The 26,057-nt window shown below is 64.6% G+C and carries 23 protein-coding genes; 6 read left to right on the top strand and 17 right to left on the bottom strand.

Going from position 1 to position 26,057, the window contains the following annotated elements; genetic code table 11:
* Positions 1–66: 66 nt before the first annotated feature.
* The 3 genes from AC3WS7_RS11945 to AC3WS7_RS11935 are packed head-to-tail and all read right to left on the bottom strand — an operon-like array spanning position 67 to position 3,322.
* On the bottom strand, positions 67–726 hold the full coding sequence (locus tag AC3WS7_RS11945; protein WP_492656491.1) for a glutathione S-transferase family protein: 660 nt from the start codon (positions 724–726) through the stop codon (positions 67–69).
* 11 nt (positions 727–737) lie between these two features.
* Positions 738–2,468: a PDR/VanB family oxidoreductase gene (locus tag AC3WS7_RS11940; protein WP_492656490.1), complete on the bottom strand. Its 1,731-nt coding sequence runs from the start codon at positions 2,466–2,468 to the stop codon at positions 738–740.
* Positions 2,468–3,322 (bottom strand): aromatic ring-hydroxylating oxygenase subunit alpha, encoded by an 855-nt coding sequence (locus AC3WS7_RS11935; protein WP_296469097.1) that lies wholly within the window; start codon positions 3,320–3,322, stop codon positions 2,468–2,470. The genes AC3WS7_RS11940 and AC3WS7_RS11935 overlap by 1 nt, the downstream gene beginning before the upstream one ends.
* Before the next feature lie 89 nt (positions 3,323–3,411).
* On the opposite strand from AC3WS7_RS11935, the gene AC3WS7_RS11930 reads away from it, so the two are divergent.
* Positions 3,412–4,083: a GntR family transcriptional regulator gene (locus tag AC3WS7_RS11930; protein ID WP_492656489.1), complete on the top strand. Its 672-nt coding sequence runs from the start codon at positions 3,412–3,414 to the stop codon at positions 4,081–4,083.
* Positions 4,084–4,143: 60 nt separating this feature from the next.
* Here AC3WS7_RS11930 and AC3WS7_RS11925 read toward each other — a convergent pair whose 3' ends face one another.
* Genes AC3WS7_RS11925 through AC3WS7_RS11905 form a run of 5 tightly spaced genes read right to left on the bottom strand, consistent with a single transcriptional unit; the run spans position 4,144 to position 9,847 of the window.
* Complete coding sequence (locus AC3WS7_RS11925; protein WP_296469093.1) at positions 4,144–5,304, bottom strand: BMP family ABC transporter substrate-binding protein; 1,161 nt, start codon at positions 5,302–5,304, stop codon at positions 4,144–4,146.
* A 48-nt stretch (positions 5,305–5,352) separates the two neighbouring features.
* Positions 5,353–6,273, bottom strand: a complete 921-nt coding sequence (locus AC3WS7_RS11920; protein ID WP_492656488.1) for an ABC transporter permease — start codon at positions 6,271–6,273, stop codon at positions 5,353–5,355.
* Positions 6,273–7,349, bottom strand: coding sequence for an ABC transporter permease (locus AC3WS7_RS11915; RefSeq protein ID WP_296469089.1), 1,077 nt, complete (start codon positions 7,347–7,349; stop codon positions 6,273–6,275). The genes AC3WS7_RS11920 and AC3WS7_RS11915 overlap by 1 nt, the downstream gene beginning before the upstream one ends.
* Complete coding sequence (locus tag AC3WS7_RS11910) at positions 7,342–8,901, bottom strand: ABC transporter ATP-binding protein (RefSeq protein ID WP_492656487.1); 1,560 nt, start codon at positions 8,899–8,901, stop codon at positions 7,342–7,344. The genes AC3WS7_RS11915 and AC3WS7_RS11910 overlap by 8 nt, the downstream gene beginning before the upstream one ends.
* A gap of 13 nt (positions 8,902–8,914) precedes the next feature.
* Complete coding sequence (locus tag AC3WS7_RS11905; RefSeq protein ID WP_296469086.1) at positions 8,915–9,847, bottom strand: LysR family transcriptional regulator; 933 nt, start codon at positions 9,845–9,847, stop codon at positions 8,915–8,917.
* Between the two features lie 86 nt (positions 9,848–9,933).
* Here AC3WS7_RS11905 and xdhA point away from each other — a divergent pair, with 86 nt between their 5' ends.
* The 3 genes from xdhA to AC3WS7_RS11890 are packed head-to-tail and all read left to right on the top strand — an operon-like array spanning position 9,934 to position 14,089.
* Positions 9,934–11,412 carry a xanthine dehydrogenase small subunit gene (gene xdhA / locus AC3WS7_RS11900; protein WP_492656486.1) on the top strand — a complete coding sequence of 493 codons (1,479 nt, stop codon included), beginning with the start codon at positions 9,934–9,936 and terminating at the stop codon, positions 11,410–11,412.
* A 26-nt stretch (positions 11,413–11,438) separates the two neighbouring features.
* A complete protein-coding gene (gene xdhB, locus AC3WS7_RS11895; RefSeq protein ID WP_492656547.1) occupies positions 11,439–13,787 on the top strand; it encodes a xanthine dehydrogenase molybdopterin binding subunit in 2,349 nt (782 codons plus the stop codon).
* Complete coding sequence (locus AC3WS7_RS11890; protein ID WP_296469082.1) at positions 13,784–14,089, top strand: helix-turn-helix domain-containing protein; 306 nt, start codon at positions 13,784–13,786, stop codon at positions 14,087–14,089. The genes xdhB and AC3WS7_RS11890 overlap by 4 nt, the downstream gene beginning before the upstream one ends.
* Before the next feature lie 4 nt (positions 14,090–14,093).
* On the opposite strand, the gene AC3WS7_RS11885 is transcribed toward AC3WS7_RS11890, so the two are convergent.
* Together AC3WS7_RS11885 and AC3WS7_RS11880 are read right to left on the bottom strand one after the other, a co-directional pair.
* A complete protein-coding gene (locus tag AC3WS7_RS11885) occupies positions 14,094–14,777 on the bottom strand; it encodes an ankyrin repeat domain-containing protein (RefSeq protein WP_492656485.1) in 684 nt (227 codons plus the stop codon).
* 9 nt (positions 14,778–14,786) lie between these two features.
* Positions 14,787–15,284 (bottom strand): GlcG/HbpS family heme-binding protein, encoded by a 498-nt coding sequence (locus tag AC3WS7_RS11880; RefSeq protein WP_492656484.1) that lies wholly within the window; start codon positions 15,282–15,284, stop codon positions 14,787–14,789.
* Between the two features lie 343 nt (positions 15,285–15,627).
* Here AC3WS7_RS11880 and AC3WS7_RS11875 point away from each other — a divergent pair, with 343 nt between their 5' ends.
* Positions 15,628–16,359, top strand: coding sequence for a hypothetical protein (locus AC3WS7_RS11875; RefSeq protein ID WP_492656483.1), 732 nt, complete (start codon positions 15,628–15,630; stop codon positions 16,357–16,359).
* Positions 16,360–16,499: 140 nt separating this feature from the next.
* On the opposite strand, the gene AC3WS7_RS11870 is transcribed toward AC3WS7_RS11875, so the two are convergent.
* The 6 genes from AC3WS7_RS11870 to AC3WS7_RS11845 all read right to left on the bottom strand — a co-directional run bounded on the left by AC3WS7_RS11870 (position 16,500) and on the right by AC3WS7_RS11845 (position 22,956).
* Positions 16,500–17,135, bottom strand: a complete 636-nt coding sequence (locus AC3WS7_RS11870) for a response regulator transcription factor (protein WP_492656482.1) — start codon at positions 17,133–17,135, stop codon at positions 16,500–16,502.
* Positions 17,132–18,652 carry a sensor histidine kinase gene (locus AC3WS7_RS11865; protein WP_492656481.1) on the bottom strand — a complete coding sequence of 507 codons (1,521 nt, stop codon included), beginning with the start codon at positions 18,650–18,652 and terminating at the stop codon, positions 17,132–17,134. Before AC3WS7_RS11865 ends, AC3WS7_RS11870 begins: the two co-directional genes overlap by 4 nt.
* Positions 18,653–18,745: 93 nt before the next feature.
* On the bottom strand, positions 18,746–20,326 hold the full coding sequence (locus AC3WS7_RS11860) for a diguanylate cyclase domain-containing protein (RefSeq protein ID WP_492656480.1): 1,581 nt from the start codon (positions 20,324–20,326) through the stop codon (positions 18,746–18,748).
* A 176-nt stretch (positions 20,327–20,502) separates the two neighbouring features.
* Positions 20,503–20,778, bottom strand: a complete 276-nt coding sequence (locus AC3WS7_RS11855; RefSeq protein ID WP_296469071.1) for a hypothetical protein — start codon at positions 20,776–20,778, stop codon at positions 20,503–20,505.
* Positions 20,779–20,861: 83 nt separating this feature from the next.
* On the bottom strand, positions 20,862–21,515 hold the full coding sequence (locus AC3WS7_RS11850) for a Crp/Fnr family transcriptional regulator (RefSeq protein ID WP_296469070.1): 654 nt from the start codon (positions 21,513–21,515) through the stop codon (positions 20,862–20,864).
* A 73-nt stretch (positions 21,516–21,588) separates the two neighbouring features.
* Positions 21,589–22,956 (bottom strand): glycerate kinase type-2 family protein, encoded by a 1,368-nt coding sequence (locus tag AC3WS7_RS11845; protein WP_492656479.1) that lies wholly within the window; start codon positions 22,954–22,956, stop codon positions 21,589–21,591.
* A gap of 182 nt (positions 22,957–23,138) precedes the next feature.
* Between AC3WS7_RS11845 and AC3WS7_RS11840 the strand changes: the two genes are divergently transcribed.
* Positions 23,139–24,575, top strand: coding sequence for an 8-oxoguanine deaminase (locus tag AC3WS7_RS11840; RefSeq protein WP_492656478.1), 1,437 nt, complete (start codon positions 23,139–23,141; stop codon positions 24,573–24,575).
* A gap of 113 nt (positions 24,576–24,688) precedes the next feature.
* Here the strand turns inward: AC3WS7_RS11840 and gudD are convergent, their stop codons facing one another.
* Complete coding sequence (gudD, locus tag AC3WS7_RS11835; protein WP_492656477.1) at positions 24,689–26,041, bottom strand: glucarate dehydratase; 1,353 nt, start codon at positions 26,039–26,041, stop codon at positions 24,689–24,691.
* Positions 26,042–26,057 lie beyond the last annotated feature (16 nt).

Genomic DNA, 26,057 nt, shown 5'->3' with positions numbered 1-26,057 from the left:
GCTCAGGGGTTATAGACAGATGAAGAGGATGGTACCCGTGATAGCAGTTCGCGTGCCAGAGCAGGCTCAGATCGCCAGGGTGGCGGGCGCGGCCGGGCTGGTGGGGAACACACCACTCATGACCACAAAACCGGGAATGCGTTTGACGCGGTCGGTCCAGCGGCGGATGGCTGGGTAATTCAGCAAAGGAATGCCGCCGTCTTCGCTCATCACCACATAGGGAAAACAGGCGATATCGGCCACCGTGGGATGCGCCGCACCGCATAACCACTGCCCGCCTTGCGCCTCGCGGAACCAGAGATGCTCGTCGAGGATGCGGTACAAGCGGTGGGCACCAGCGCGGGCCGCCTCCACATCTAGTGGGTAAAACAGCATGTCGTGCAGGCGCGCGGCCGACGCGGTAGCGGTAATGCCGTCGGCAAATGCCATCCACTGCAGCACTTCCCCCAACAAGGTGGCGTCATCCACGGGCAGCCACTGCTGGCTGGTGTCATAGCGCCGAGCCAGGTAGGACAGGATGGCCTGCGCGTCGCGCAGCACATAGCCGCCATCATCGATCACCGGCAGTTGGCCTAGCGGGTTGATCTCCAGAAAGGCTTCGCTCTTGTGCTGCGCCGCCGGGTAGAAGCTGATGGGCTCCTTCTCGTAGGCCACGCCCAGCATGCTGAGCAGCAGTCGCACCTTGTAGCAGTTGCCGGAGAGTTCAAAGTCGTAGAGTTTGAGCATGGGGAGAAGGCCTAAAGGTCCAGAACCAGGGTCGGTGTTTTGGCGCGCGACACGCACACCATGGTGCAGCGCTGGCTGCGTCGTTCGTCGGCGGAGAGGTAGACATCGCGGTGGTCGGGTTCGCCTTCGAGCACCGCGGTTTCGCAGGTTCCGCAGGCCCCCTGCTCGCACACGGTGTTGACGCTGACACCCGCCTCGCGCACCACCTGCACAATCGTGCGCCCCGCTGGCACGTGCAAGGTTTTGCCACTGCGTTGCAGCACCACGTCAAAGGCGGTGTTGTCTGCGCGGTCCAATGCCTGGTGGTTGGCAAAGTACTCGCGGTGCAACTGGTCTTCGGGCCAACCCAAGGTACGCGCAGTTTGCAGCACCAAGTCCATCATGGCCCCCGGGCCACACACGTACAAGCGCTTGCCTGCAGTGTCGGCGGCCAACAGTTTCTGCAATGTGTCAGCCGTGCCTTGCACATCCAAGCCAGTGTGCAGCTGCACCGCACCACCCAGCGACTGGACACGCTCCGCAAACGCCACATGCTCGGACCCACGCACAAAGTAATGCAACACAAAGCTGCGCCCCGCGGCCTGCAGCTGCTGTGCCATGGCCAGCAAGGGGGTGATGCCAATGCCACCGGCAATCAGCACACTGTGCGCGGAATCCTGCAAGCCAAAGCGGTTGACCGGCCGGCCTGCAGACAGCGTATCGCCCACTTGCAGGTCATCGCACATGGCGCGCGAGCCGCCGCGCGATGCAGCTTCGCGCTTCACACCGATCACATAGTGCGCACGCTCGGCCGGTCCATTGACCAGCGAGTAGTGGCGCACCAACCCACCGGGTGTCACGACTTCCAGATGCGCACCGGCCGTGAAACCGTGCAGTGGTGCAGCGCTGTCGCTCACCAGACGGAAGGCCACCACATCGTGTGCGGTCTGCACCTTCTCCACCACCTTGAGGCTTTGGCGCGACTGGCGCTCGCCCTGGTTCAGCGGAATGGCCAGGGGCTCGGGCAGCACCAGGCTCAGCGGTGCGTGCGCCTGCGCTTCCAGGCGCGCACGCAGTTGCGAAAAGAGGCCGTTGAAATGGCGCTGGGCGGTCAGGGTCGCCGCCGCATCCAATGGCTGCACAGTACCCCACTGGGCATGCAGAATGCAACTGCTGTCGCTCTGGGTCTGCACTTGTACACGCAAGCTGCCACCGGGCAAAGCCAGGGTGTAGAACTGCCCGGCGCCTGCCGTGCCGTGCGCCTCCAATGGCCCCTCCAGTTCGGTTTCCAGCGCCGCCATCAGCGTGCGCGCTGCCACATGCATGGGCAGGGCACGCAGTGCCACCCGGCTCCCCTGCACGGCCCACGCAGGCACCGCAAATGCAGCGGGCTTGGCCAGCGCCACCCACACCCAGCCATCCTGCTCGATACAGTCAAAACTGTTCACACAGGCCGCATGGTTGTCGCGCCGCCCCACCTCGGCCGGCACGGTGGTGCACTCGCCCGAGCCGGAGGCAAAGCGCCAGCCGTGGTACTGACAGCGCAACTCCTGCCCCAGGTTGATGCCCATGCTGAGCGGCACGCTGCGGTGCGGGCAACGGTTTTCCCAGGCGTTGACCAAGCCGTCATCGCTGCGCCACAGCGCCAGGTTGTAGACACCCACACGCGCAGGAAACACATGGCGCAAGGCCAGGTCGCAGCTGGAGGCCAGCACATGCCAGCCGCGCACAGAGTCCGGGGAATGCAATACAGACGTGCTCATCAAACAATGGCTCCATAACGAACGTGCTTGGCACGCAGCCAACGCCGGTAGGCCACCGACATGGCGTCAATCTTCACAGGAAATTCCAGGTTCCAGGCCAGCGGCAGGCGCTTGGGGTTGTGCGACTGCAGGATGGGCCGGTCCTGCCCAAAAATGATTTGCTGGAAGCGCGAAATCGGCTCCTCGGAGCCAGGCGCATCGACATAACACAGCAGCGTGTGGCCAATGCTGCTGGTCTCCGACACGGGCTGCAGGCCCAACACGATGATGTCGAACTCGCGCGTGTCCACCGACGAGGTCTTCTTCAGCATAGCAATGTGCGGGTGCACCACCCGGTATTCGTACTGCGTGTCCAGGCCCTCCCCCCCTGCAGTAGGCGAGCCTTGTGGTTGCCAGAACTTGCAGTCGGTGGCGACGATCTGGTCGGTCGCGTCCTCATGGTGCAACTTGTACGGAGGCACCTCGGTATGCGGCTCCTTGCCCAGGTAGTCGGTATGCACAAAGGGGAAGTGGCCCATGTCCAGAAAGTTCTCGACACAACGCAATGCCGAGGCATGCACACCAAAGCTGCCGGGGTGGGTGAATACGCGCCCTGGCTGATCCCAGCGTGGCAATTCAACGATGTCGCGCGCGGGGGTGCCCAAACACACCCACACCCAGCCGTGGCGTACCTGCACATGGGGCACGGCTTGGCCGCTGTCGGCAAAGGTCACCGAGACCGCGTCTCCCACGCGGCGAAGCGTCAGCGCGCGATCAAACAGCTGCGTGTGCAGCGGTGCCGTGGCGGGGATGCGATCTGGCGGGCCCAGGGTCTGCCAGTCGTTCCACAGTGCAGCATCGTCTTGTGCATTCATGGGGAGTCTTTCGGAAAAATCACGTTGGTCCCATTGTATTTTGGTATACCAAAATTTCCAAGAATCCACCCCCTAGAATCCAGCGAAACATGAAAAATCTTCGCGTCCAACACTTGGTCGATGCCATCACCGCCGCCATCGTCGCCCGGCGCCTGCCGCCAGGCACTCGCCTGCCGGAGCGCGAGCTGGGTGACATCTTCGGCGTAAGCCGCACGCTGGTGCGGGCCGCAGTGGCCGAACTCAAGACACATGGCCTGGTGGAAGCGGCAGGCCCCAAGACCACCATCGTCGCCCAGCCCAGTGTGGAAGACGCACAAGCCCTGTTCGAGACCATGCAGGTGCTGGAGTCTGGCGCAGTGCATCGCCTCAGCGGCCAGCTCAAACCCAAGCAACTCACCCACCTGCGCCGGCACGCTGCCCGCGAAGTCCAAGCCCAGCGCCGCCAAGACTGGCTCTTGGCCAACCAACTCGGGCGCGCTTTTCACACCGAGCTCGTGGCGCAGTTGGGCAACCCCATCCTGTCGCAGGTGTTCGAGAGTTTGTTGACGCGCGAGGCCGTGATCTCTGCGCTCTACAACACCGAATTCGACTACGACCATCTGCACGACGAGCATCTGGAGTTGCTGGACCACCTGGAAGCGGGCCGCACGGCAGAGGCGCAGGCGCTGGTGATCGAGCACTGGACCCTGGTGGTGAAGGGCTACCGCATCGAAAGCGCCGAGCCAGGCAGCGTGGACTTGGCCACCGCGCTGCAGGCATAAAAAAGGCCACCTTGCGGTGGCCTCTTCGGGTTCACTCGCGCCTCAGCGCGAGATGGCGGCTTACTTGGCGCCGGGAACCTTGCCTTCCACGCCCTTGACGAAGAAGTTCAGGCCACCCAGCATCTTGCCGTCGGCGACTTCGTCCTTCTTCAGGCGTTCCTTGCCGGTGTTGTCAAACAAGGGGCCCTTCCAGATGGAGAAGCTGCCGTCTTTCAGACCGGCCTTGACTTCTTCGACCTTGGCCTTCACATCGGCAGGCACGTCTTCGGCGATGGACACGAGGTCGATCGCGCCTTCTTTCACGCCGTACTCAGTGTCACCTTCAGACTTCCAAGTGCCTTCCAGTGCATCCTTGGTCGCCTTGATGTAGTAAGGCGCCCAGTTGATGGTGGAGGAAGCCAAGTGAGCCTTGGGACCGTAGGCGGTCATGTCGGAATCCCAACCGAAGGCGCGCTTGCCCTTGTCCTGGGCAGTCTTCAGCACGGCAGGCGAGTCGGTGTTCTGGAACAGAATGTCGGCGCCGCCGTTGATCAGGCTGGTAGCCGCTTCGGTTTCCTTGGGTGGGTTGAACCACTCGTTGACCCACACCACTTTGGTCTTGATCTTGGGGTTGCCGGTTTGTGCGCCCAGAGTGAAGGCGTTGATGTTGCGGATCACTTCAGGAATTGGCACCGATGCCACCACACCCAGCGTGCCGGTCTTGCTCATCTTGCCGGCGATCACGCCTGCCATGTACGCACCTTCGTAGGTACGGCTGTTGTAGGTGCGCAGGTTGTCGGCTTGCTTGTAGCCGGTGGCGTGCTCGAACTTCACGTCCTTGAAGTCAGGCGCCACCTTGAGCATGGGTTCCATGTAACCAAAGCTGGTGCCGAAAATCAGCTTGTTGCCTTGGGTGGCCATGTCGCGCACCACACGCTCAGCGTCCGCACCTTCAGGCACGTTTTCCACGAAGGAGGTAACGATCTTGTCGCCAAATTCTTTTTCCAGCGCCTTGCGAGCGTTGTCGTGGGCGAAGGTCCAGCCGCCGTCACCCACAGGGCCGACGTAGGCGAAAGCAATCTTCAGGGGATCAGGCTTGGCCGGTGCGGGGGCAGAAGCAGCAGGTGCTGGTGCGGGCGCAGGAGCCGGCTCTTCTTTTTTGCCGCAACCCACCAGGGCCGCACTGGCCACGGCGGTCAGGGCCGCTATTTTGAGCAATGAACGTTTTTGCAAATCTGTCATGTCACTTCCTTATAAAAAACCGAGGGATGAAAACGAAACAACCACGTATCACGAGCCCGGATAGAACGGCTTGCCGATTGAAGCAGGCATGTTAATCCGAATCCAGCGCGGGTTACGCGATATCAGGGCCAAAACCAAGATGGTGGCGACATAGGGCAGCATGGTCAAGAACTGGCTGGGCACATCCACACCGATGCCCTGCAAATGGAACTGCAACATGGTCACGCCGCCAAACAGATACGCACCAAGCAACACCCGTGCCGGGCGCCAGGTGGCGAAGGTGGTCAACGCCAGAGCGATCCAGCCCTTGCCAGCCACCATGCCCTCCACCCACAGCGGCGTGTACACCACCGAGATATAGGCACCGGCCAGGCCGCACAACGCGCCACCGGCCACCACGGCAGCCAAGCGGATGCCGCGCACCGGGTAACCCAGCGCATGGGCAGACTCGGGGCTTTCACCCACGCTGCGCAGAATCAGGCCGGCGCGGGTGCGGTACAAAAACCAGATCAGGGCCAGCGCAAAGAACACGGTCAGGTAGACCATGGGGTGGTGACGAAACAGGGCCTCGCCGAGAAAGGGAATGTCCGACAAGCCGGGAATGGCGAAAGATGCACGGTCAGGGATTTTTTCCTGCACATACGAGATGCCCACAAACGCCGAGAAGCCGCCACCAAACAGGCTGAGCGCCAGGCCGGTGGCGTACTGGTTGGTATTGAGCCAAATGACCAAGCCACCAAAAATGGCTGCCAGCACCGCGCCCGCCGCCATGCCCGCCACAAAGCCGGCGACCGGGCTGCCGGTGTGCACCACCGTGGCAAAGCCGGCAATGGCGGCACACAGCATCATGCCCTCGGCCCCGAGGTTGACGATGCCAGATTTTTCGTTGATCAACAGCCCCAGTGCAGCCAGAGCCAGCACCGTGCCAGCATTCAGCGTGGATGCGATCAGCAGAGCGTAGGAATCCATTATTTCTTTCCTCCGGCCACAGGCTTGACCCACCTGAAGCGGTAATTCACCAGGGTGTCACAGGCCAGCAGGCTGAACAGCAGCAGGCCCTGAAACACGCCGGTCAGCGACTTGGGCAGCCCCAGGCGCGACTGCGCGAGTTCACCACCGATATAGAACATGCTCATCAGGATGGCAGAGAACACCATGCCCACCGGGTGCAAGCGCCCCACATAGGCCACGATGATGGCCGCAAAGCCGTAGCCCACGGGCACAAACGGGGTGAGTTGGCCCACGGGACCTGCCACTTCCAGCGCCCCAGCCAGGCCCGAGGTCGCACCAGAAATCAGCATGGCAGTCCACAGGGCGCTGCGGGCGGAGAAGCCGGCATAGCGCGCGGCGGCGGGTGCCAACCCGCCCACCTGCTGTGCAAACCCAGCGCGCGTGCGGAACAGGAACACCCACAGCCCCGCCACACCCAGCAAGGCAAAGATCACACCGATGTTCACGCGCGAACCGTCAAACAAACGGGGAATGCGGGTGACAGCATCGAAATTTTTGGACTGCGGGAAGTTGTAGCCCAGTGGATCTTTCCAGGGGCCATAGACCAGGTAGTACAGCACCTGCACGGCGATGTAGACCATCATCAGCGTCACCAGAATTTCATTGGCGTTGAAGCGGTCGCGCAGCAAGGCCGCAATGCCGGCCCAGACCATGCCACCCAGCACACCGGCAACCAGCACATACGCCACAATCTCGCGGCCGGTGCCGGGGCCCGCCATCAGGGCCACGCCGCTGGCGGCCACGGCGCCCATCACGTACTGCCCTTCAGCCCCGATGTTCCAGACATTGGAGCGATAGCACACGGCCAGCCCCAGCGAGATGAGCAGCAGCGGCGTGGCCTTGACGGTCAACTCGCCAAGGGCGTAGCCCGACTTGAGTGGCTCCCAAAAGAACACCATGAGGCCGCGCACCGGGTCTTTGCCCAGCAGGGAGAACAGGATGACACCAATGACCAGCGTGATAGCCACCGCCAGCAGGGGCGAGGCATAGGTCCATAACCGCGAGGGTTGCGCGCGTACTTCCAGCTTAAGCATGTTGCAACTCCGGCGCATTCCACAAACCACTCATCCACTCTCCCAACTTTTCCACCGTGGCTTCGGCCACCGGCACCGAGGGCGACAGCTTGCCACGCGCAATCACGTGCAGGCGGTCGCTCACCTCAAACAATTCGTCCAGCTCTTCGCTCACCACCAGCACGGCACAACCCGCATCGCGCAGCGCCAGGATGGCTCCGCGGATTTGTGCGGCCGCCCCGACGTCCACCCCCCAGGTGGGCTGGGAGACGATGAACAGCTTGGGCGCGGCGTCAATCTCGCGGCCGACGATGAACTTTTGCAAATTGCCACCCGACAGCGAGCGCGCCACGGCGCTGGGGCCATTGGCTTTCACGCCGAAGGCCTTGATGATGCGGGCGGCATGTTCCTCGAGCTGGCCCACGCGAATCCAGCCCCCAGCGAACTTGGGCAGGGAGATGGAGCCGGTACGGGTCAGCAACATGTTTTGTGCCAGGCTGAGCGTGGGCACGGCACCGCGGCCCAGGCGCTCCTCCGGCACAAAGTGCAGGCCCAGCTTGCGCCGCCCGCCAGGGTGCACCGCCGATACATCGGCCTGGTCCATGCGGATGCTGCCTTTGGGCGCACGACAGTCTTCGCCCGACAGCGCATACAGCAACTCCTTCTGGCCATTGCCCGACACACCGGCAATGCCCACCACCTCGCCGGCATGTACGGTGAGCGAAATGCCATCCAGGTCCACCCCGAACTGGTCTTCGCGCGCCAGGCTGAGCTGGCTCACGCGCAGCACCGGGGCACCGGCATGCAGGGGGCGGTGCTCCAGCTGCGGTGGCTCGGCACCAATCATCAGGCGCGAGAGCGAAGCGTTGGACTCTTCGGCCGGGTTGCACACCCCGGTGACCTTGCCGCCGCGCAGCACGGTGCAGGCGTTGCACAGCTCGCGGATTTCGTGCAGCTTGTGGCTGATGTACAGAATGCTGCAGCCCTCAGAGGCCAGCTTTTTCAGCACCACAAACAGTTTTTCCACCGCCTGCGGCGTGAGCACCGAGGTGGGTTCGTCCAGGATCAGCAGCTGCGGGTTGGTCAACAGCGCACGGATGATTTCCACCCGCTGCATCTCGCCCACGCTCAGCGTGTGGACCGGGCGGCTGGGGTCGATGTCCAGGCCGTATTCGGCCGCCTTGGCGGTGATGCTGGCGGTGACCTGCTCCAGGCTTTGTGCCTTGTCCAGCCCGAGCCAGACGTTCTCGGCCACGGTGATGGTGTCAAACAGGTTGAAGTGCTGGAACACCATGCTGATGCCCAGGGCGCGTGCCTCCTTGGGGTTGCGGATGGAGACGGGCTTGCCGTTGAACAGCACCTGACCGGCGTCGGGCTTGATGGAGCCATAAATGATCTTCATCAGCGTGGACTTGCCGGCGCCGTTTTCGCCCAGCACCGCGTGGGTCTGGCCGGGCAACACGCTGAGCGACACCTCGCTGTTGGCCACCACGCCGGGGTAGGCCTTGGTGATGCCGGTGAGCTGGAGACGGGGAACGGAGGAAGGCGGGGAATCGGGTACGGGGGTAACCATGGGTAGGTGTCTCTTATTCTTTTCGGAGTTCGGCCGCGACCGACTTGATGCGCTCGCGCAGCCACTTGTTGGAAGCGCTGGTATGGGTGCGGGCGTGCCAAAGCTGGTAGTACATCATGCGGGGGAATTCCACGGGGCAAGGCAGTATTTTGACCGGCAGTGTGTCCACAAACCGTTCGCAGTACTGCCTGCCGGTGGTGAGCACCAGCAAGGTTGATGCCACCATGCCCGGAATCAGCCCGAAATGCGGGCAGCGCGCCACGATATGGCGCTGCAGGCCCAGGCCGGTCAGGTGGTCGTCAATGACTCCCTTGGCACCGGGGTGGGTGGCACCGGGCGCAATGTGTTCGGCCTCCAGCCACGAGGCCTGGTCCCAGCCGCGGCGCACGGCCGGGTGTTTTTTGGACACCAGGCACACCACCTCGTCGCCAAACAGGCGGCCCAGGTGCAGGTCGTCGGGCGGTTGCGGCCAGTTGCCGATCACCACATCAATATCGCCCTGGGCCAGCAGGGTGCGGTAGTCGCTGGCGCCCGACAGGGGGTGGATCTCGATCTCGGCCAGCGGCGCGTGCGATTTGATCTGCGCGACCAGCTGGGGCAAGAACAGCGGATCCAGGTAATCGCTGGCGGCCAGGCGGAAGGTGTTGCGCGCGGTGGCGGGCTCAAAGCCGCGGGCATCAGAAAACAGCATCTCGGCGGCACGCAATATGCTGGCACTGGGCTCCAGCATGCGCAGCGCCGTTTCGGTGGGCACCATGCCCGAGCCGGAGCGCACCAAAAGTGGGTCGCCGGCAAAGTCGCGCAGGCGTTTCAGCGACGCGCTCACCGCCGGCTGGTGCATGCCCAGTCGGATGGCGGCTTTGGAAACGCTGCGCTCGGTTAACACGGTATGAAGGACCCTGATCAGATGAAGGTCTATCTTGTCGAAAAGGGATTGGTCTCTCATACAGGCGTGTAAATTGGTGCCATATGCTAATGCGTATGGGAGCCATGCCCCTCCCGACTTACCCTCCCGCACGAGGAACCCATTCCATGACAACCCAAGTTTTGAGATTTATCCGCCGCGGCGAGATCGTGACCCTGCCCAACGTCCCCCCCACCCGCACCCTGCTGGAGGTGCTGCGCGAAGACCTGCACTGCACCGGCACCAAGGAAGGCTGCAACGAAGGCGACTGCGGCGCCTGCACCGTGGTGGTAGGCGAAGCAGTAGACGGCCAGCTGCAGACCAAGGCCGTCAACAGCTGCATCAAGATGGCGCACAGCCTGGACGGCAAGGCGCTGTGGACCGTGGAAGACATTGCCGCGGACGACGGCTGCCTGCACCCCGCGCAAGAGGCCATGGTGCAGTGCCACGGCTCGCAGTGCGGCTTCTGCACCCCCGGTTTTGTGATGAGCCTGTTTGGCCTGTACCAGCAGCACGCCCACGCCGGCCAGCCCATCACCCGGGCCGACGCCCAACAGGCGCTCAGCGGCAACTTGTGCCGCTGCACCGGCTACCGGCCGATTCTGGACGCGGCGCAGGCCATGCTGGGCCTGCCCGCCGTGCCGGTGGACGAAGCCAAAACGCTATCAAAACTGGAGCTGCTCGCGCATATTCCACGCGGGCTAGAGGCCGATTTGGCTTATAAATCGCCCACCACGCTGCGGGGCCTGTTGGCCGCGCGTGCCCAGCATCCGCAGGCGCAAATTGTGGCCGGCTGCACCGATGTGGGCCTGTGGGTCAACAAAATGCACATGGACTTTGCCCAGGTGCTGGACGTGACCCAGGTGGCCGAGCTGAAGCGCGTGGAGCAGTACCCGCACCACATCGCCATCGGCGCCGCCGTCACGCTGACCGACGCCTTTGCCGCCCTGGTGGCCGACCGGCCGCAGCTGGGCGCCTTTGCCAGCCGCTTTGCCGGCCTGCCGGTGCGCAACGCCGGCACGCTGGGCGGCAATGTGGCCAATGGCTCGCCCATTGGCGACTCCATGCCGCTGCTGATTGCGCTGGGGGCCAACGTGGTGCTGATGGCCTTGCGCAAAGGCAAGGTGGTGCACCGCGAGCTGCGCCTGGAAGACCTGTACACCGGCTACCGCAAGAACGTGATGGCCGCAGACGAGGTGCTGGCCTGGATCAAGGTGCCCAAGGCGGTGGCCAACGAGCGCTCCAGGGTCTACAAGATTTCCAAGCGCTTTGAGGACGACATCTCCGCCGTCTGCCTGGCGCTGAACCTGCATATCGTGAACGGCAAGGTGGCGCACGCCAGCATCGGCGTGGGCGGTGTGGCCGCCACGCCGGTCCGGGCTGTCAAAACCCAGGCGGCGCTACTGGGCCAGCCCTGGACGGCTGACACCGTGATGACCGCGATGGCCACGCTGCGTGCCGAGTTTTCGCCCATCTCCGACATGCGCGCCAGCAGCGCCTACCGTACCGAGGTGCTGGGCAATCTGCTGCAGCGCTACTGGCTGGAGAGCCAGGGCCTGGCCGCCATCAACCTCGAAAGTTTTGTGCTGGAAGGAGAAGCCGCATGAGCGCCGCGTCCGTCATCGCCTCTGGCATGCCCAGCCTGTCGCCCACCGTGCTGGAGGCCGCCCCCACCCCGCGTGGCACCGCTGCCGGGGTCAACCAGTTCCATGAAAGCGCCCTGGCCCAGGTGGCCGGCGCCGTGCACTACATCGACGACCTGCCCGAGGTGCGCGGCACGCTGCACGCGGCGCCCATCCTCTCAACGCAAGCGCACGGCAAGCTGCTGGGCGTGGACGCCAGCGCCGCACTGGCCATGCCCGGCGTGGTGAGTGTGGTGCTGAGCGAGGACATTCCCGGCGACCCCATGCTGGCCGCCTTTGCGGGCGACGAGCCGGTGTTTGCCATGGACACCGTGCAGTTTGTCGGCCAGGTGGTGGGTGTGGTGGTGGCGCACACCGCCATGCAGGCGCGCCACGCGGCGCGCAAGGTCAAGCTCAACATCGAGGCCCTGCCCGCGGTGCTGACCGTGCAGCAGGCGCTGGAGGCCAAGAGCTTTGTGCTGCCCCCGGTGACGGTGCGTCGTGGTGATGCCACCGCCGCACTCGCCAAGGCACAGCACTCCCTGCACGGCACGCTGGAGGTGGGCGGCCAGGAGCACTTTTACCTGGAGGGGCAAATTGCCTACGCCATGCCGCTGGAGCAAAACCAGTGGTGCATCTACAGCAGCACCCAGCACCCGGGCGAGGTGCAGCACTGGGTGAGCCACGCGCTGGGCATCGACAACCACGCCGTCAAGGTGGAATGCCGGCGCATGGGCGGCGGCTTTGGCGGCAAGGAAACCCAGGCCGGCCACCTGGCCGTGTGGGCCGCCGTGGCCGCGGTGAAGACCAAACAGGCCGTGAAGCTGCGCATGGACCGCGACGACGACTTCATGGTCACCGGCAAGCGCCACCCCTTTGCCTACGAATACACCGCGGGCTTTGACGACAGCGGCCGCCTCACCGCGCTGCAATTGCAGATGGCCGCCAACTGCGGCTTCAGCGCCGACCTGTCGGGCCCCGTGGCCGACCGCGCCATCTTCCACACCGACAACGCCTACTACCTGCAGGACGTGGACATCACCTCCTACCGCTGCAAGACCAACACCCAAAGCCACACCGCATTTCGCGGCTTTGGCGGCCCACAGGGTGTGATCCTGATCGAGACCATCATGGGCGACATTGCCCGTGCGCTGAAGCTGGACCCGCTGGACGTGCGCCTGCGCAACCTCTACAGCGACGAAGCCATTGCTGGCACCGACCAGAAACGGGATACCACCCACTACCAGATGAAGGTGGAGGACAACATCCTCCATCCATTGCTATCAAAACTGGAGCTATCCGCGCAGTATCGGCGCCGGGTAGAGGCCATTTCGGCATGGAATGCAGGCAGCCCCGTGCTCAAGCGCGGCATTGCCATCACCCCGGTCAAGTTCGGCATCAGTTTCACCGCCACGCTGTTTAACCAGGCCGGCGCGCTGGTGCATGTGTACACCGACGGCAGCGTGCAGGTGAACCACGGCGGCACCGAGATGGGCCAGGGCCTGCACACCAAGGTGGCGCAGATCGTGGCGGACGAGCTGGGTATTCCATTTGCGCGCGTGCTGTGCACCGCCAGCGACACCAGCAAGGTGCCCAACGCATCGGCCACCGCGGCCAGCGCGGGCACCGACCTGAATGGCCGCGCCGCCCAGTTTGCCGCGCGCCATGTGCGCGACAACCTGGCGGCCTTTGTCTGCGGGCTGGACGGCTGTGGCGCCGGCGCCATCAAGTTCAAGGGGGGCGAGGTGTTCTCGCCCGTGGCCACGCGCAGCTTTGACGAGGTGGTGAAGCTGGCCTACGCCAACCGCATCCAGCTCTGGAGCGACGGCTTCTACCGCACACCCAAAATCCATTACGACAAAACCACGCTGACCGGCCGCCCCTTCTATTACTTCGCCTATGGCGCCGCGTGTACCGAGGTGGTCATCGACACGCTCACGGGAGAGAGCAAGGTGCTGAAAGTGGACATCCTGCACGACGTGGGCCGCAGCATCAACCCGGCCATCGACGTGGGACAGATCGAGGGCGGCTTTGTACAGGGCATGGGCTGGCTCACCACCGAGCAGCTGGTGTGGAACGACAAGGGCTACCTCAGCACCCACGCGCCCAGCACCTACAAGATCCCCACCGCGGGAGATGTGCCCGAGCACTTCAAGGTGAACCTGTGGCCCGAGCCCAACCGCGAGGACAACGTGTTTGGCAGCAAGGCCGTGGGCGAGCCCCCGTTCATGCTGGCCATCAGCGTCTACGAGGCACTGCGTGACGCCGTGGCCCAGGCACGTGGCGACGACAAGCTGGTGCGCCTGACCGCCCCGGCCACGGCCGAAAACGTGCTGCGCGCGTTACAGTCCGGGGCATGACGCCAGACACCGCCACCACCCCCGCTCCACTCCCAGCGCCCATCACGCTCACCATGCCCATTCCCACGGGCGAGCAGCTCAAGGCCGCGCGCGTTGCGGCCGGGCTGAACCAGGCCCAGGCGGCCGAGCTGATGGGCTACTCGCTGCAAACCGGCAGCCGCGGCGGCCTGCAGTCCCGCACCTGGCAGGCGCTGGAAAGCCCGACCGATGAGCGCTGCATGCAAGGCCCCATGTTCGCCATGTTTTTGCTGCTGACGGGGCAGCACCCGGCCTACACCTTGGTACCCAAGGCGCCAGACTAAGGCCCTAAGGCCGCGCCTGCAGCAGCTGCACCATGGCCTGGTAACCCCGGGCCTGGGCCAGCTGCAGCGCGGTGTGGCCACTGCGGTCGGTGAGCTTGGGGTTGGCCCCGGCCATCAGCAGCTGGCGCACCACATTGGTGTGGCGCGCACCACCATCGCCCAACACCACCGCCTCAATCAGCGCCGTCCAGTGCAGGTTGTTCACATGGTCCAGCGGCGCACCGGCCGCAATGAGCTGGCGCACCACACCCGCGTGGCCCAGGTGCGCCGCGGCTATTAGCGCCGTGCCCTCAAAAGGGCTCGTCGTGTTCTTGGCACTGGCGCCCAGTTGCAGCAGCAAGGCCAGCGTCTCTTCATCATTGGCCACCGCCGCAATCGTCACCGGGTCGTACTGCTGGACCTCCATCGCATTCAGGTCCGCCCCGGCCACCGCCAGCAAGCGAATCGCTTCGCGCTGGCTGGCATAGGTGGCCACATGCAGCGGCGTGCGCTGCTGGGCGTCGCGCACCTCCAGGGCGGGCTTGCCCGCCAGCAGGGTACGCAGCTTGGCTAGGTCGCCACGGTGCGCGGCACTCAGCAGGCCCGTGTACTGCGCGGCCTGCGCCGGGCTGGGTGCAATCTGCGCCTGGGCGGGGACCAGCCCCAGCAGAGCCCAGGCAATCGCAATGGCGGAAAGACGCTGGCGCATGGCGCGACCTTACTTCAGCAGGTCGGCCACCGTGGCAATGGCCGCCACCGCGCACTGCTCGTCCAGGTGGCCACCAGGCGCACCGCCAATGCCCACGGCACCAATCACTTCGTTACCCACCTTCACCGGCACACCACCACCCACCAACAGCATGCCCGGCAGGTAGACCAGCGTGGCCGCAGCAGGGTTCTTCTGCGCGTTGTCCATCATGGCCAGCGTGGTGTTCTTGGCAGAGGCCGAGGTGTAGGCCTTGGCGCGGCTCGCGTCCACCGTGTGGGGGCCGGCGTTATCCGCACGCATCACGGCGCGCACGGTGCCAGCGCGGTCCACCACGGTGGTGGTCACGGCATAGCCCTTGTCTTGGCAAGATGCCACAGCGGCAGTAGCAATGCGGTTGGCCAGCTCCAGCGACATATTGCGTTCAGTACGCACACCTTCGGCTTGCGCGCCAGCGGCGGCCAACAGGGCGATGGAGGCAATGGCGAGGGCAGACAGGGACTTGTTCATACGGTTCTCCTAAAGGGATTTGGATTTACGGCGAACACTTGTTTGCCGTTGGGAGAACTGTAGAAAAAGGCGGCGCTGCGGGGTATTCGTAGGCTTACGCGCGGGGGTCCGTAGAAATACGGAGAAGGGGTCAGATGCAACTCAGGGAAACACTAACTACTCATCTTCAAGTAGTTGCAAAGTTCTATTTAATTGACATTCCTCACTGGCTAGGCTTCGCTATGCGAACCCAGGGGCAGGAGAGGCACACAAGTGATATTGACTCGATGCGAGCGCAGACCTTCGTCGATCTCGTCCAAAAACGGATCTACCATGTACTCTAGTGAAGCAAAAGCAGAGACCTATGTACGCACAAGAACTTGAAAAGATCATCACCAACCTTCGGGAGATGGAAGGTCGTTTTGAGAAGCGCCAGTCTGACACTGCGCCACACTTAAACAGTGTTGATCGTGCTGCTTTCAAACGCCTAATGCTGGAAGCCAAGGGAATCCTTGACACAGTATTGGGGCTCAATGACTTTGGAGCTCCTTTGCTTCTAATGACAACCTTCCCCGGATACGGTGCATTCAATCCGCCGCTGCTCGAGCAATACCACGAGGCCATTGGATTAGTTGAGGGCGGGCTAAATCAAGTGCACCGAAAGAGCAGTCAGGTCAGCAAGCCGCGAGGCGCAATGTCGAAGCCCATGTATGTCGACCCGGCACGTATTCTGCAATTACGCGGCTCAAAGTCGCCCCAATGGGACCTGAAGCGCTTAGTACGTATGCTTGAAGAGCTGAACTCTGCGCATGAACACGAATTACACATGGCAACGGCAATGCTTGTCCGAGCAGTTACCGATCATGTACCGCCAATCTTCAATGCGAAGAACTTCTCGGAAGTTGCGAACAACTATCCGGCGCCTCGATCTTTCACCGACCAGATGAAGCAGTTGGACAACTCACTGAGGAAGATCGCTGACATGCATCTCCATCAGACAGTGCGTAAGGCAGAGGTACTTCCCTTGGCGCCACAGGTGGATTTCCGTGGCGCGCTAGACGTATTGCTTTCTGAAGTAGTCCGATTGCTTCAATAGGCGTCTGAAACACAGTGCTGGGGACCGAGGGATCTGACCTATCCAGAGCCAACAAGCGATGCAGTTAGTTTATGAATGAATCTTGACGGCCAGATGTTGCGATTTTCTTTGGACACAGTTGCAACACTGAAATACGTTTCCTACACCCCATCCCCCTCTTCCACCAACGCCGCATAGTGCCGAATCAAATAGGCCAGTGAGGGCGCTTCCAGCTTCTCAAAAAGGTTGGCCCGATGCGTCTCCACCGTGCGCGGTGACACGGCCATGGCGCGGCCGATCTCTTTGTTGGTGAGGCCTTCGATGATCAGACCCAGCACCTCGCGCTCGCGCTCGGTCAGGCCCGCGTAGCGCTGGCGTGCCGCTTGGTCGGCGGCGTGGCGCTGGCGGGATTTGACGTGGCGGCGCACGGCTTGCTGCAGCGTGTCCAGCAGCAGTTCGTCGTTCACCGGCTTTTCCAGAAACTCGGCAGCACCGGCCTTGAAGGCGCGGCGGCACAGGTCCACCGTGCCGTGACCGGTGAGCATCACCACCGGGTGGTCCACACCTGCGGCTTGCAAATGCTCCAGCACTGCCAGGCCTGATATGCCGGGCATGCGCATGTCCAGCACCACTGCCCCCAGGCTATGCCGGTCAAACTCGGCCAGAAAGCGCTCGGGGTCGGCCCAGGGCTGCACGCGCAGGCCCACGGTGCTGATGAGCAGCGCCAGCGCGTCGCGCACGGCCTCGTCGTCGTCCACCAGGTGGATGAGGGGGGACAGGGATTCGGCGGCACTCATGCGGCGTCTCCTGCGGTGGCGGCGGGCAGTTCCAGCACAAACACCGCACCCGGTTGCGCGGGCGTGTGGCGGATGTGCCCACCCATCTCGGCGGCCAGGGTTTCGCACAGGCTCAGGCCCAGCCCCAGGCCGCCGGGGCGCCCGCTCACAAAGGGTTCAAACAAGCGTTCCGCCAGCGCGGCGGGCACACCGGGGCCGTTGTCTTGCACGCTCAGGCGCACCGTGGTGGGTGCCACAGCCTCCACCGTGAGCGTAAGAACGCGCGCCCTGCCCTCCACCTGCTCCAGCGCGCTCAGCGCGTTGTTCACCAGGTTGTGCAGGATTTGCTCCAGCGCCACCGGGTCGCCCAGCGCCAGCAGCGATGCGGGGCCTTGCAACTGCACGGCCACCGCGCGTTTGCGGCATTCGGGTTCCAGCAGTTGCAGCACGTCGCGCGCGGCCTGGGCCACGTCCACCGGCGTGGTGGTGCCGGTGTTGGGCCGCTCGATGGCGCGGCGCAGGCGGGCCACCACCTCGGCGGCGCGCCGGGCCTGCACCACGGTCTTGTCCATGGCGGCCTGGGCTTGGGCCACATCGGGCGGGTCGTCGGCCAACAGGCGCACGGTGGCCTGGGTGCTGGCCAGCACGGCGGTCAGTGGCTGGTTCAGCTCATGGGCCAGGCCGGCGGCCAGCTCGCCCAGCGCGTTGAGGCGCGACACCTGGCCCAGGCGCAGCAGCTCTTCGGCACGACGCCGGGCCCCGCGCTGGCGCAGCGCACTGGCCAGCGCGACCAGGGCCAGGGTCCAGCCCACCAGACCGGCGGCTAGCGGCCCCCAGGGTAAGTCGCCCAGGGTGTAGTCGCGCTCCAGCACCACGTCAAAGGGCTGGCTGGCCGCGGCCAGCTGTTTGCGGAAGGCAAAGCGGTGCAGGGCCGCATCCGACGTGCTGCCATGCAGCGGCCAGCGCGCGCTGCCCTGCTCCAGCCAGGCTGCAGTGTGGCGGGCGGCTGGTGCCTGCGGGTTGTCGCCATAGGGCCAGTCGGCCCAGGGAACCATGAGCGGCAAAGAGATTTCCAGCGCGTAGGCTGCGGCCTGTGGGCCACTGCCCGCCGCGGGCGCCATCACCACCCAAAAGCGCGCGTTGGGCAGGTCAGCCAGCGCCAGCTGGGGGCTGCCCTTGCCCTGCTCGGCAAGCCGCAGCGCGGCCGACAGGGTGCTGTCGCCGGGCCAGACAGCATCGCCCACGCGCCGCCACATGCGCATGAACTGTGGGTAGATGGCAGGTAGACGAACGTCCAGTGCGGGCTGCATCAGGACCAGGGTGGCCAGCACTGCCTCGTGCTGCACTGCGCGCTGGGACAGCAGGCGGTGGGCAATGCGGGCGTCGGTCTCAAAGGCGTTGCGGCTGCGCTCCATCGACTGCCAGACCAGCCAGCCGCTGCCCACCAGCAGCCCCAGCAACCAGACCACCGCCCAGGCGGCGCGCGGCCGCCGCCGCAAGAAGGACTGGAAACCGGTGGAAAGTGAAATGGCGCGCATGGAAAATTCTGGCACAGCCAGCCCCTGGCGCCTTGGCAAAGCAAGGCCTTCGCTCAAAAATTGTCCGCCGTGCCTCTGAGGGATGTTTGCCCGCTAATGGGGTCGGGCATAAAACTGCACGCCGTTGCGGCCGGCCGTCTTGGCCTGGTACATGGCAAAGTCGGCCGCGCTCAGCAGGGTGTCAAGCTCCGTGCCATGCTGCGGAAAGCAGCTAACCCCAATACTCGCCGTGATGCGGACGGTGTGGGCCCCCAATTGGTAATCAGGCCGCAGAACGTTGAGCACCTTGTCGGCCATGCGGTGGGGGTCGTCGTTCCCTTCCACCAGCACCACAAACTCGTCGCCCCCCAGACGGGCGACCAAGTCCCCTTCGCGCACACAGTCCTGAATACGCTGTGCCACTTGCCGCAGCAGCAGGTCGCCCATGTCGTGGCCCAGTTCATCGTTGATGGCCTTGAAATGGTCCAGGTCGATGAACAGCAGAGAACTCGTCCCACCGCTGCGCTCCATGCGATGCAGGCTGCGTTTGAGCGTGTCCATAAACATGGCACGGTTGGGCAAGCCGGTCAGGGCATCGTGGTAGGCACGGTAGCGCAGCTCGTCGTGCGCACGCTTGCGCTCATCCACGTTGAGCAGCGCGGTCATCACACACACATGCCCCTCGTAACGAATGCGCTGCGAGGAATACAGCCCCCAGAAGGGTTTGCCATCTGCATCTTGCAACAAAAGCTCCAGGTCGGTCACGCTGCCGGTGGCCTCCAGCGCAGCGATCAGTCGGTCGCGGTCGGCACCGTTGACGTAGAAATCCCGCGGGCGCAAGCGCTCCAGCGAAGTTGCCCCCAGGCGGAACTGCAGGCGCGCATGGTTGTTTGCATAGAGCACGCGCTCGTCGGACAGGCGCACGATGATGATGGGCAAGGGGGCAAACTGCAGCACGCTTTTGAGCTGCTCTTCGCCGCTGCGCAGCGCCTCCTGTGTGAGCTCGAACTGCAAAAACAGGCGCCGCGAGAACAAATAGGCCAGCGTGAGCATGAGCACCACGACGAAGAACATGAGCACCAGAATGATCTGGGTGTACTTGCGCGCGGCCTCGCCCAGCGTAGAGGAGAAACGGTCTTCCAGCGGCGTCAGCGCATTGTTGATCGCGTGCAGTTGCAACAGGAACTGCCGCGCCTGTTCGGGTGGCAACGGACCTGCCCGAATGGCCGTGCGAATGCGCTCGCCCACCTGCGTCAAGGTCTCAATGTGATGGTCCGCAGCGGCCCAGATGGTGATGGCCTTGTCGATATCGGGCAGCTTGCGAAAGTTCCGAAACAAAAACACCATGCCATCGATGTCGTCCGGGTGATTGCGCCCCTGCAAAAAACCGTCGCGGGCAATATCCAGATCCGGGTCCGGCTTCTCCAGCTCGATGCGGGCCTGCCGGTCGCCGGTGTTGACGGCCAGTGCCATCAGGTAGGCGCTGTAATCGGCCTCGTTGGCGTACAGGGTGTAGCGGGTCAGGGCGTAGATAGCGTCCTTCTGCCCCTTGGACCACAGTCCCTCGCCCTCCACATAGGCGCGCACGGCAGAAAGCAGGCGAATGCTGAGGTAGGTCAGCACAAAAAGGCCCACCACCACACCCACAAAAACCCAGACCACGGCAAACAGCCGTCTGCGCTTCGTGACGGGCAATACTGGGGCTGAAAGGTCAGCCACAGGTGTCATTGGCACCTCCCCCAAAAGGAATGCCGCTTTGTAGTTAGGACTGCGCGGCTATGCTTGGTGCCACTATACGCGAGGAGCAACGCGGTGCAAACGTCATCGGAACGTCAATGGCAAGGTGAGCGCCCGCCTGAAGCGGCACACCATCAGCGGTCCTTGTTGGTGATGATGCGGTCGGTCTTGCGGGGGCGACCGGCGCGGCCGGCCTTGGACCAGTCGTAGTCCTGGCCATCAGGTGTCTTGCCATCTGCCACCGTGTCCACACCGGGCTTGCCGGCGTTCTGCGGGTTCTCGCTGGCCATGGTCACAAAGGTGTGGCCGGCGTCGCGTTTTTCTTTGGTGATTTGCAGGGCCTGCACGATGGCCTCGGCCTCTTGGCCGTGGACTTGGCCGGTTTCATCGGTCCAGTAAATTTTGAACATGGTGCTCTTGCAGAGGGTGGGTCAGTTTGCCGAGCCACCACAGCAGGCAGCCCATGCACCCATCCTATCCGCAAGCGCGGGGCTTAACCCCCTGCCAAAGACCGCAGGCCCGGCGGGTCCACCAGATTCAGGGTGCGGCCCGAGCCGCTGATGAGGCTGCGCTCGCGCAGATTGCGCAGCACACGCGACAGGGTTTCGGGCGCAATGCCCAGCTGGGCGGCAATCAGACGCTTGCGCTGCTGCAGCTGCACCGAGCAGACGCCCTGTTCGCTGTTTTGGGCATGGCGCAGCAGCCATTCGGCGCAGCGCGCCTCGGCGTCTTTGGCCAGGCGGCTGACCGCCAGCTCGGTTTGCTGGCGGTGGGCATGCGCCACATCCAGCAACACACTGCCCAGAGGTGCGCGGGCATCGAACAGTGCATCCCGAAAAACGGGCAAGGGCACAGCGCGCAGTTGCACCGGGGTTTCGGCCACGGCGTCCATGGCGGCAGGCAGGTTCAGCACGGCGGCCGTGGCGTCCAGCCAGCCCGACTCCAACTGGGCACCCAGCTGGTGCTCCAGCAGCTCCCCATGGGTATTGGCGCTGCCCGCGACTCCCAGCACCACACGTCCGCTCTCCAGGTACAAGACCTGGGCAGACATCTGGCCACGGGTCAGCAAGCGGCTGCCCTCCGAGCGCGTCTCCGAGGGATAGGTTGCCAACAAGGTGGCAAGTGTGGGTGGTAAGGGGGCCAACATGGCTGCCACTGTGCCCCGCCAGCGGCCGCCAGACCTTGAGGCATATCAACGTTTGCGCAGGCGCCCGGCCGCGCTACACCACCAGCAGGGCCCGGAAGTCGTTGACGTTGGTGTGGGTGGGGCCGGTGGTGAACAGGTCGCCCAGTGGCGCAAAAAAGCCCACCGCGTCGTTGCGGTCCAGGCAGTCGGCCAGCGACACCCCGGCGGCGGCGGCACGGGCCAGCGTATCGGGTGCCACCAGGGCACCGGCGTTGTCTTCCACGCCGTCAATGCCGTCGGTGTCGGCGGCCAGCGCCCACACACCGGCCTGGCCTTGCAGCGCCTGGGCGAGGCCCATGCAGAACTCGCCGGCCCGGCCGCCCCGGCCCTTGGCGGCGCCTTCGCGGCGCGGGCGCACAGTGACCGTGGTTTCGCCACCGCTCAAGATCACACACGGCTTGGCAAACGGCTGCTGTGGGGACGCGGGCCGCTGGGCGGCGGTGCGGGCCAAGGCGGCGTGCACCTTGCCCACCTCGCGCGACTCGCCTTCCAGCTCGTCGCTGAGCACATAGGCGTTCAGGCCCATGGCACGGGCCGCGTCTGCCGCCGCCTGCAGGGACTGCTGGGGCGTGGCGATCAGGTGCACCGTGTTGCGGGCAAATACCGCATCACCCGGCTTGGGAGTCTCCAGCGCCCCGCTTTCCAGCATTTTTTCAATGGAATTGAGCTCCAGCCCCGATGAATGCTGCGCAAGCCGCTTCAATATTGATAGCGCCTCTGCCGCGGTAGTGGGGTCGGGAACGGTCGGGCCACTGGCAATGACGCTGGGGTCGTCGCCCGGCACATCGCTGATCAGCAGTGTCACCACCTGGGCCGGGTGGCAGGCCGCGGCCAGGCGCCCGCCCTTGATGGCGGAGAGGTGCTTGCGCACGCAGTTCATCTCCTGAATGCCGGCACCGCTCTCCAGCAGCAGTTGGTTGATGCGTTGTTTGTCCGCCAGGCTGATGCCACCGCCCGCCCACTGCGCGGGCAGGGTCAGCAGCGAGGAACCGCCGCCCGAGATGAGGCAGATCACCAGGTCGTCCGCCGTCAGCCCATCCGTCAGCGCCAGGATGCGTTGCGCGGCGGCCAGGCCTGCCGCATCGGGCACGGGGTGGGCAGCTTCCACCACCTCGATGCGCTGGGGCGCGGCGTCGGCCGGGCGGGGCGGGGTGTGGTCGTATCGGGTGACCACCAGCCCGCTGAGGGGCGCGTCTTGCGGCCACAGCGCATCCAGCGCATGGGCCATGGCGCCACCAGCCTTGCCGGCGCCCAGCACCAGGGTGCGGCCCTTGGGGACGGGGGGCAAAAAGCCCGCCAGCGTGTGGGCCGGCAGCGCCTGGCGCACAGCGGCCCAGTAGAGCTGGCCCAGCACATCGCGCGGCGCCAGCTCGGAGAAGTGGGAAGTAGTTTGGCTTGGCATGGTCATCGCTTTATTTTGAAGGAACTGGGGCAAAATCCGCTGGCGCAATGCGCAAGCACAGCCCGGGATGCTCGGCAACGTGGTGCTCGCCTCTGGTGGCCGGTCTGGCCCGCCAGCGGGATTCGGCCTCGGCAGGACCCACCTTTGCAGGTGGAAAACTTGTTTGACGGAGAGACTCTGACATGGGCACTTTGCTGATCCACCACGCGCGGGCCATTGCCACCTTTGACAACGCCGCCCCGGCGCAATCCACCGAGCTGCGCGACGCATCCATTTATATCGAGGGCAATCGCATCGCCTTTATCGGCGCCACGGCCGATCTGCCGCCCCACGCGCTGCAGGCCGAAGAGGTGATTGACGCCCGCCACCACCTGGTCACGCCCGGGCTGGTCAACACGCACCACCATATGTACCAGAGCCTCACGCGGGCGATACCGGAGGTGCAGAACGCCGAGCTGTTTGGCTGGCTGCGCGGGCTGTACCCGATCTGGGCCGGGCTCACGCCCGAAATGGTGCACGTGAGCACACAGATTGCCATGGCCGAGCTGCTGCTGAGTGGTTGCACCACCAGCAGCGACCACCTCTACATCTACCCCAACGGCGTGCGGCTGGACGACAGCATCGAAGCCGCGGCCGACATCGGCATGCGATTTGTGGCAACGCGTGGCAGCATGAGCGTGGGCCAGAGCCAGGGCGGCTTGCCACCGGACCGTGTGGTGGAGCGCGAGGACTTCATCTTGAAAGACACGCAGCGCCTGATTGAGCAGTACCACGACGCTGCGCACGGCTCCATGCTCAACATTGCGGTGGCGCCCTGCTCCCCGTTCAGCGTGAGCCGCGACCTGATGCGCGAATCGGCACTGCTGGCCCGAACCTACGGCGCGCGCCTGCACACCCACCTGGCCGAGAACGACCACGACCTGGCCTACAGCCGCGAGAAGTTTGGCTGCACCCCCACGCAGTACGCACAAGACCTGGGCTGGCTGGGCCACGACGTATGGCATGCCCACTGCGTGAAGCTGGACGACGAAGGCATCGGCCTGTTCGCCGCCAGCCGCACCGGCGTGGCGCACTGCCCGTGCAGCAATATGCGCCTGGCCAGCGGCATTGCGCCCGTGCGCAAGATGCTCAACGCCGGTGTGCCCGTGGGTCTGGGCGTGGACGGCAGTGCCAGCAACGATGCAGCGCACATGGTGAACGAAGCGCGCCAGGCCCTGCTGCTGGCCCGCGTGGGCCGCGCCATGCAAGCGCCCGAAGTGCGCGAGGGCCGCACCTTCTTTGGCTGCGACCTGGGCCCGGCCGAGATGACGGCGCGCGACGCGCTGAGCGTGGCCACGCGCGGCGGCGCGCAGGTGCTGGGCCGCGCCGACATCGGCCACCTGGCGGTGGGCATGTGCGCCGACCTGGTGTTGTTTGACCTGGACACGCTGGGTTTTGCCGGTGGCGCCGTACACGACCCCGTGGGCAGCCTGCTGCTGTGCGCCAGCCCACAGGCCGACTACACGGTCGTGAATGGCAAAGTGGTGGTGCGCGAGGGGCATCTGGAGACCGTGGACCTGGGCCCGCTGATGGAGCGCCACAACCGCTTGGCACGGCAGTTGGCCGAGGGTGCGCGCTAACTTCGGCGCAGCCTCCGGGCCAAAAACGCTCCTAAAACAGGAGCTGCTTGCGCAGCATCCAAGCGGGCTAGAGGCCAATTTGGCTTAAAAATCAGAGGCAAGACCCGCTGATTTCAGCGTACCAGGCAAGGGCTCTTGGGGTTGAATGCCCAGCCCGGAATCAGGTACTGCATGGCCATGGCGTCGTTGCGCGCGCCTAGGCCGTGCTGCAGGTACAGCTGGTGCGCCTTCTCCACTTCCGCCATGTCCAGCTCCACGCCCAGGCCGGGTGTGGTGGGCACGGCGATCTGGCCGCCCACGATCTGCAGCGGATCTTTGGTGAGGCGCTGGCCGTCTTGCCAGATCCAGTGCGTGTCGATCGCGGTGACCTTGCCGGGTGCCGCGGCAGCCACATGCGTGAACATGGCCAGCGACACATCAAAGTGGTTGTTGGAGTGCGAACCCCAGGTCAGCCCCCAGGTCTGGCACACCTGCGCCACGCGCACCGAACCCTGCATGGTCCAGAAGTGCGGGTCGGCCAGCGGAATATCGACCGACTGCAGCGCCAGCGAATGCGCCAGCTCGCGCCAGTCGGTGGCAATCATGTTGGTGGCGGTGGGCAGGCCGGTGGCGCGGCGGAATTCGGCCACCACTTCGCGGCCAGAGAACACGCCTTCGGCACCGCACGGGTCTTCGGCATAGGCCATCACGCCATGCAGGTCGCGGCACAGGCGCACCGCGTCTTTCAGCAGCCAGCCGCCATTCGGGTCCAGGGTGATGCGGGCTTGCGGAAAACGTGCGTGCAGCGCACGGATGGCCTCCACCTCTTCCTCGCCACGCAGCACACCGCCTTTGAGCTTGAAGTCCTGAAAGCCGTAGCGCGCATACGCGGCTTCGGCCAGGCGCACCACGCCCTCGGCGTCCATGGCTTTTTCGTGGCGCAGGCGTTTCCAGTCGTCCTCGGCATCCGGTTCGCTGATGTAGGGCAAGTCGGTGGCTTTGCGGTCACCCACATAAAACAGGTAGCCCAGCACCGCCACGCTGTCGCGTTGCTGGCCGTCGCCCAAAAGGGCCGCCACTGGCACGTTCAAAAACTTGCCCAGCAAATCGAGCAAGGCGCATTCCACCGCCGTGACGGCGTGGATGGCCACGCGCAGGTCGAAGGTTTGCTGGCCGCGGCCTTCGCTGTCGCGCGCGGCAAAGGCCTCACGCATGCGGTTGAGGATGGCGTTGTAGTTGCCGATGGACTGGCCCACCACCAGGGTGGCCGCATCTTCCAGCGTCTGGCGAATCTTCTCGCCGCCGGGCACTTCGCCCACGCCGGTGTTGCCGCTGCTGTCGGTCAGGATGACGATGTTGCGGGTGAAAAACGGCGCGTGGGCGCCGCTCAGGTTCATCAGCATGCCGTCGTGGCCCGCAACGGGGATGACACGCAAGGCGGTGACGGTGGGCGCGCCGCGCACGGCGCCGGATTCAGTAGGGGTCATGGTCAGTCTCCTCTGC

Source organism: Rhodoferax sp. EU05-FHT12H12, from assembly GCF_058791215.1.
Note: the sequence above shows the minus strand (reverse complement) of the source record. Positions and strands in the feature narration are given on the sequence as shown.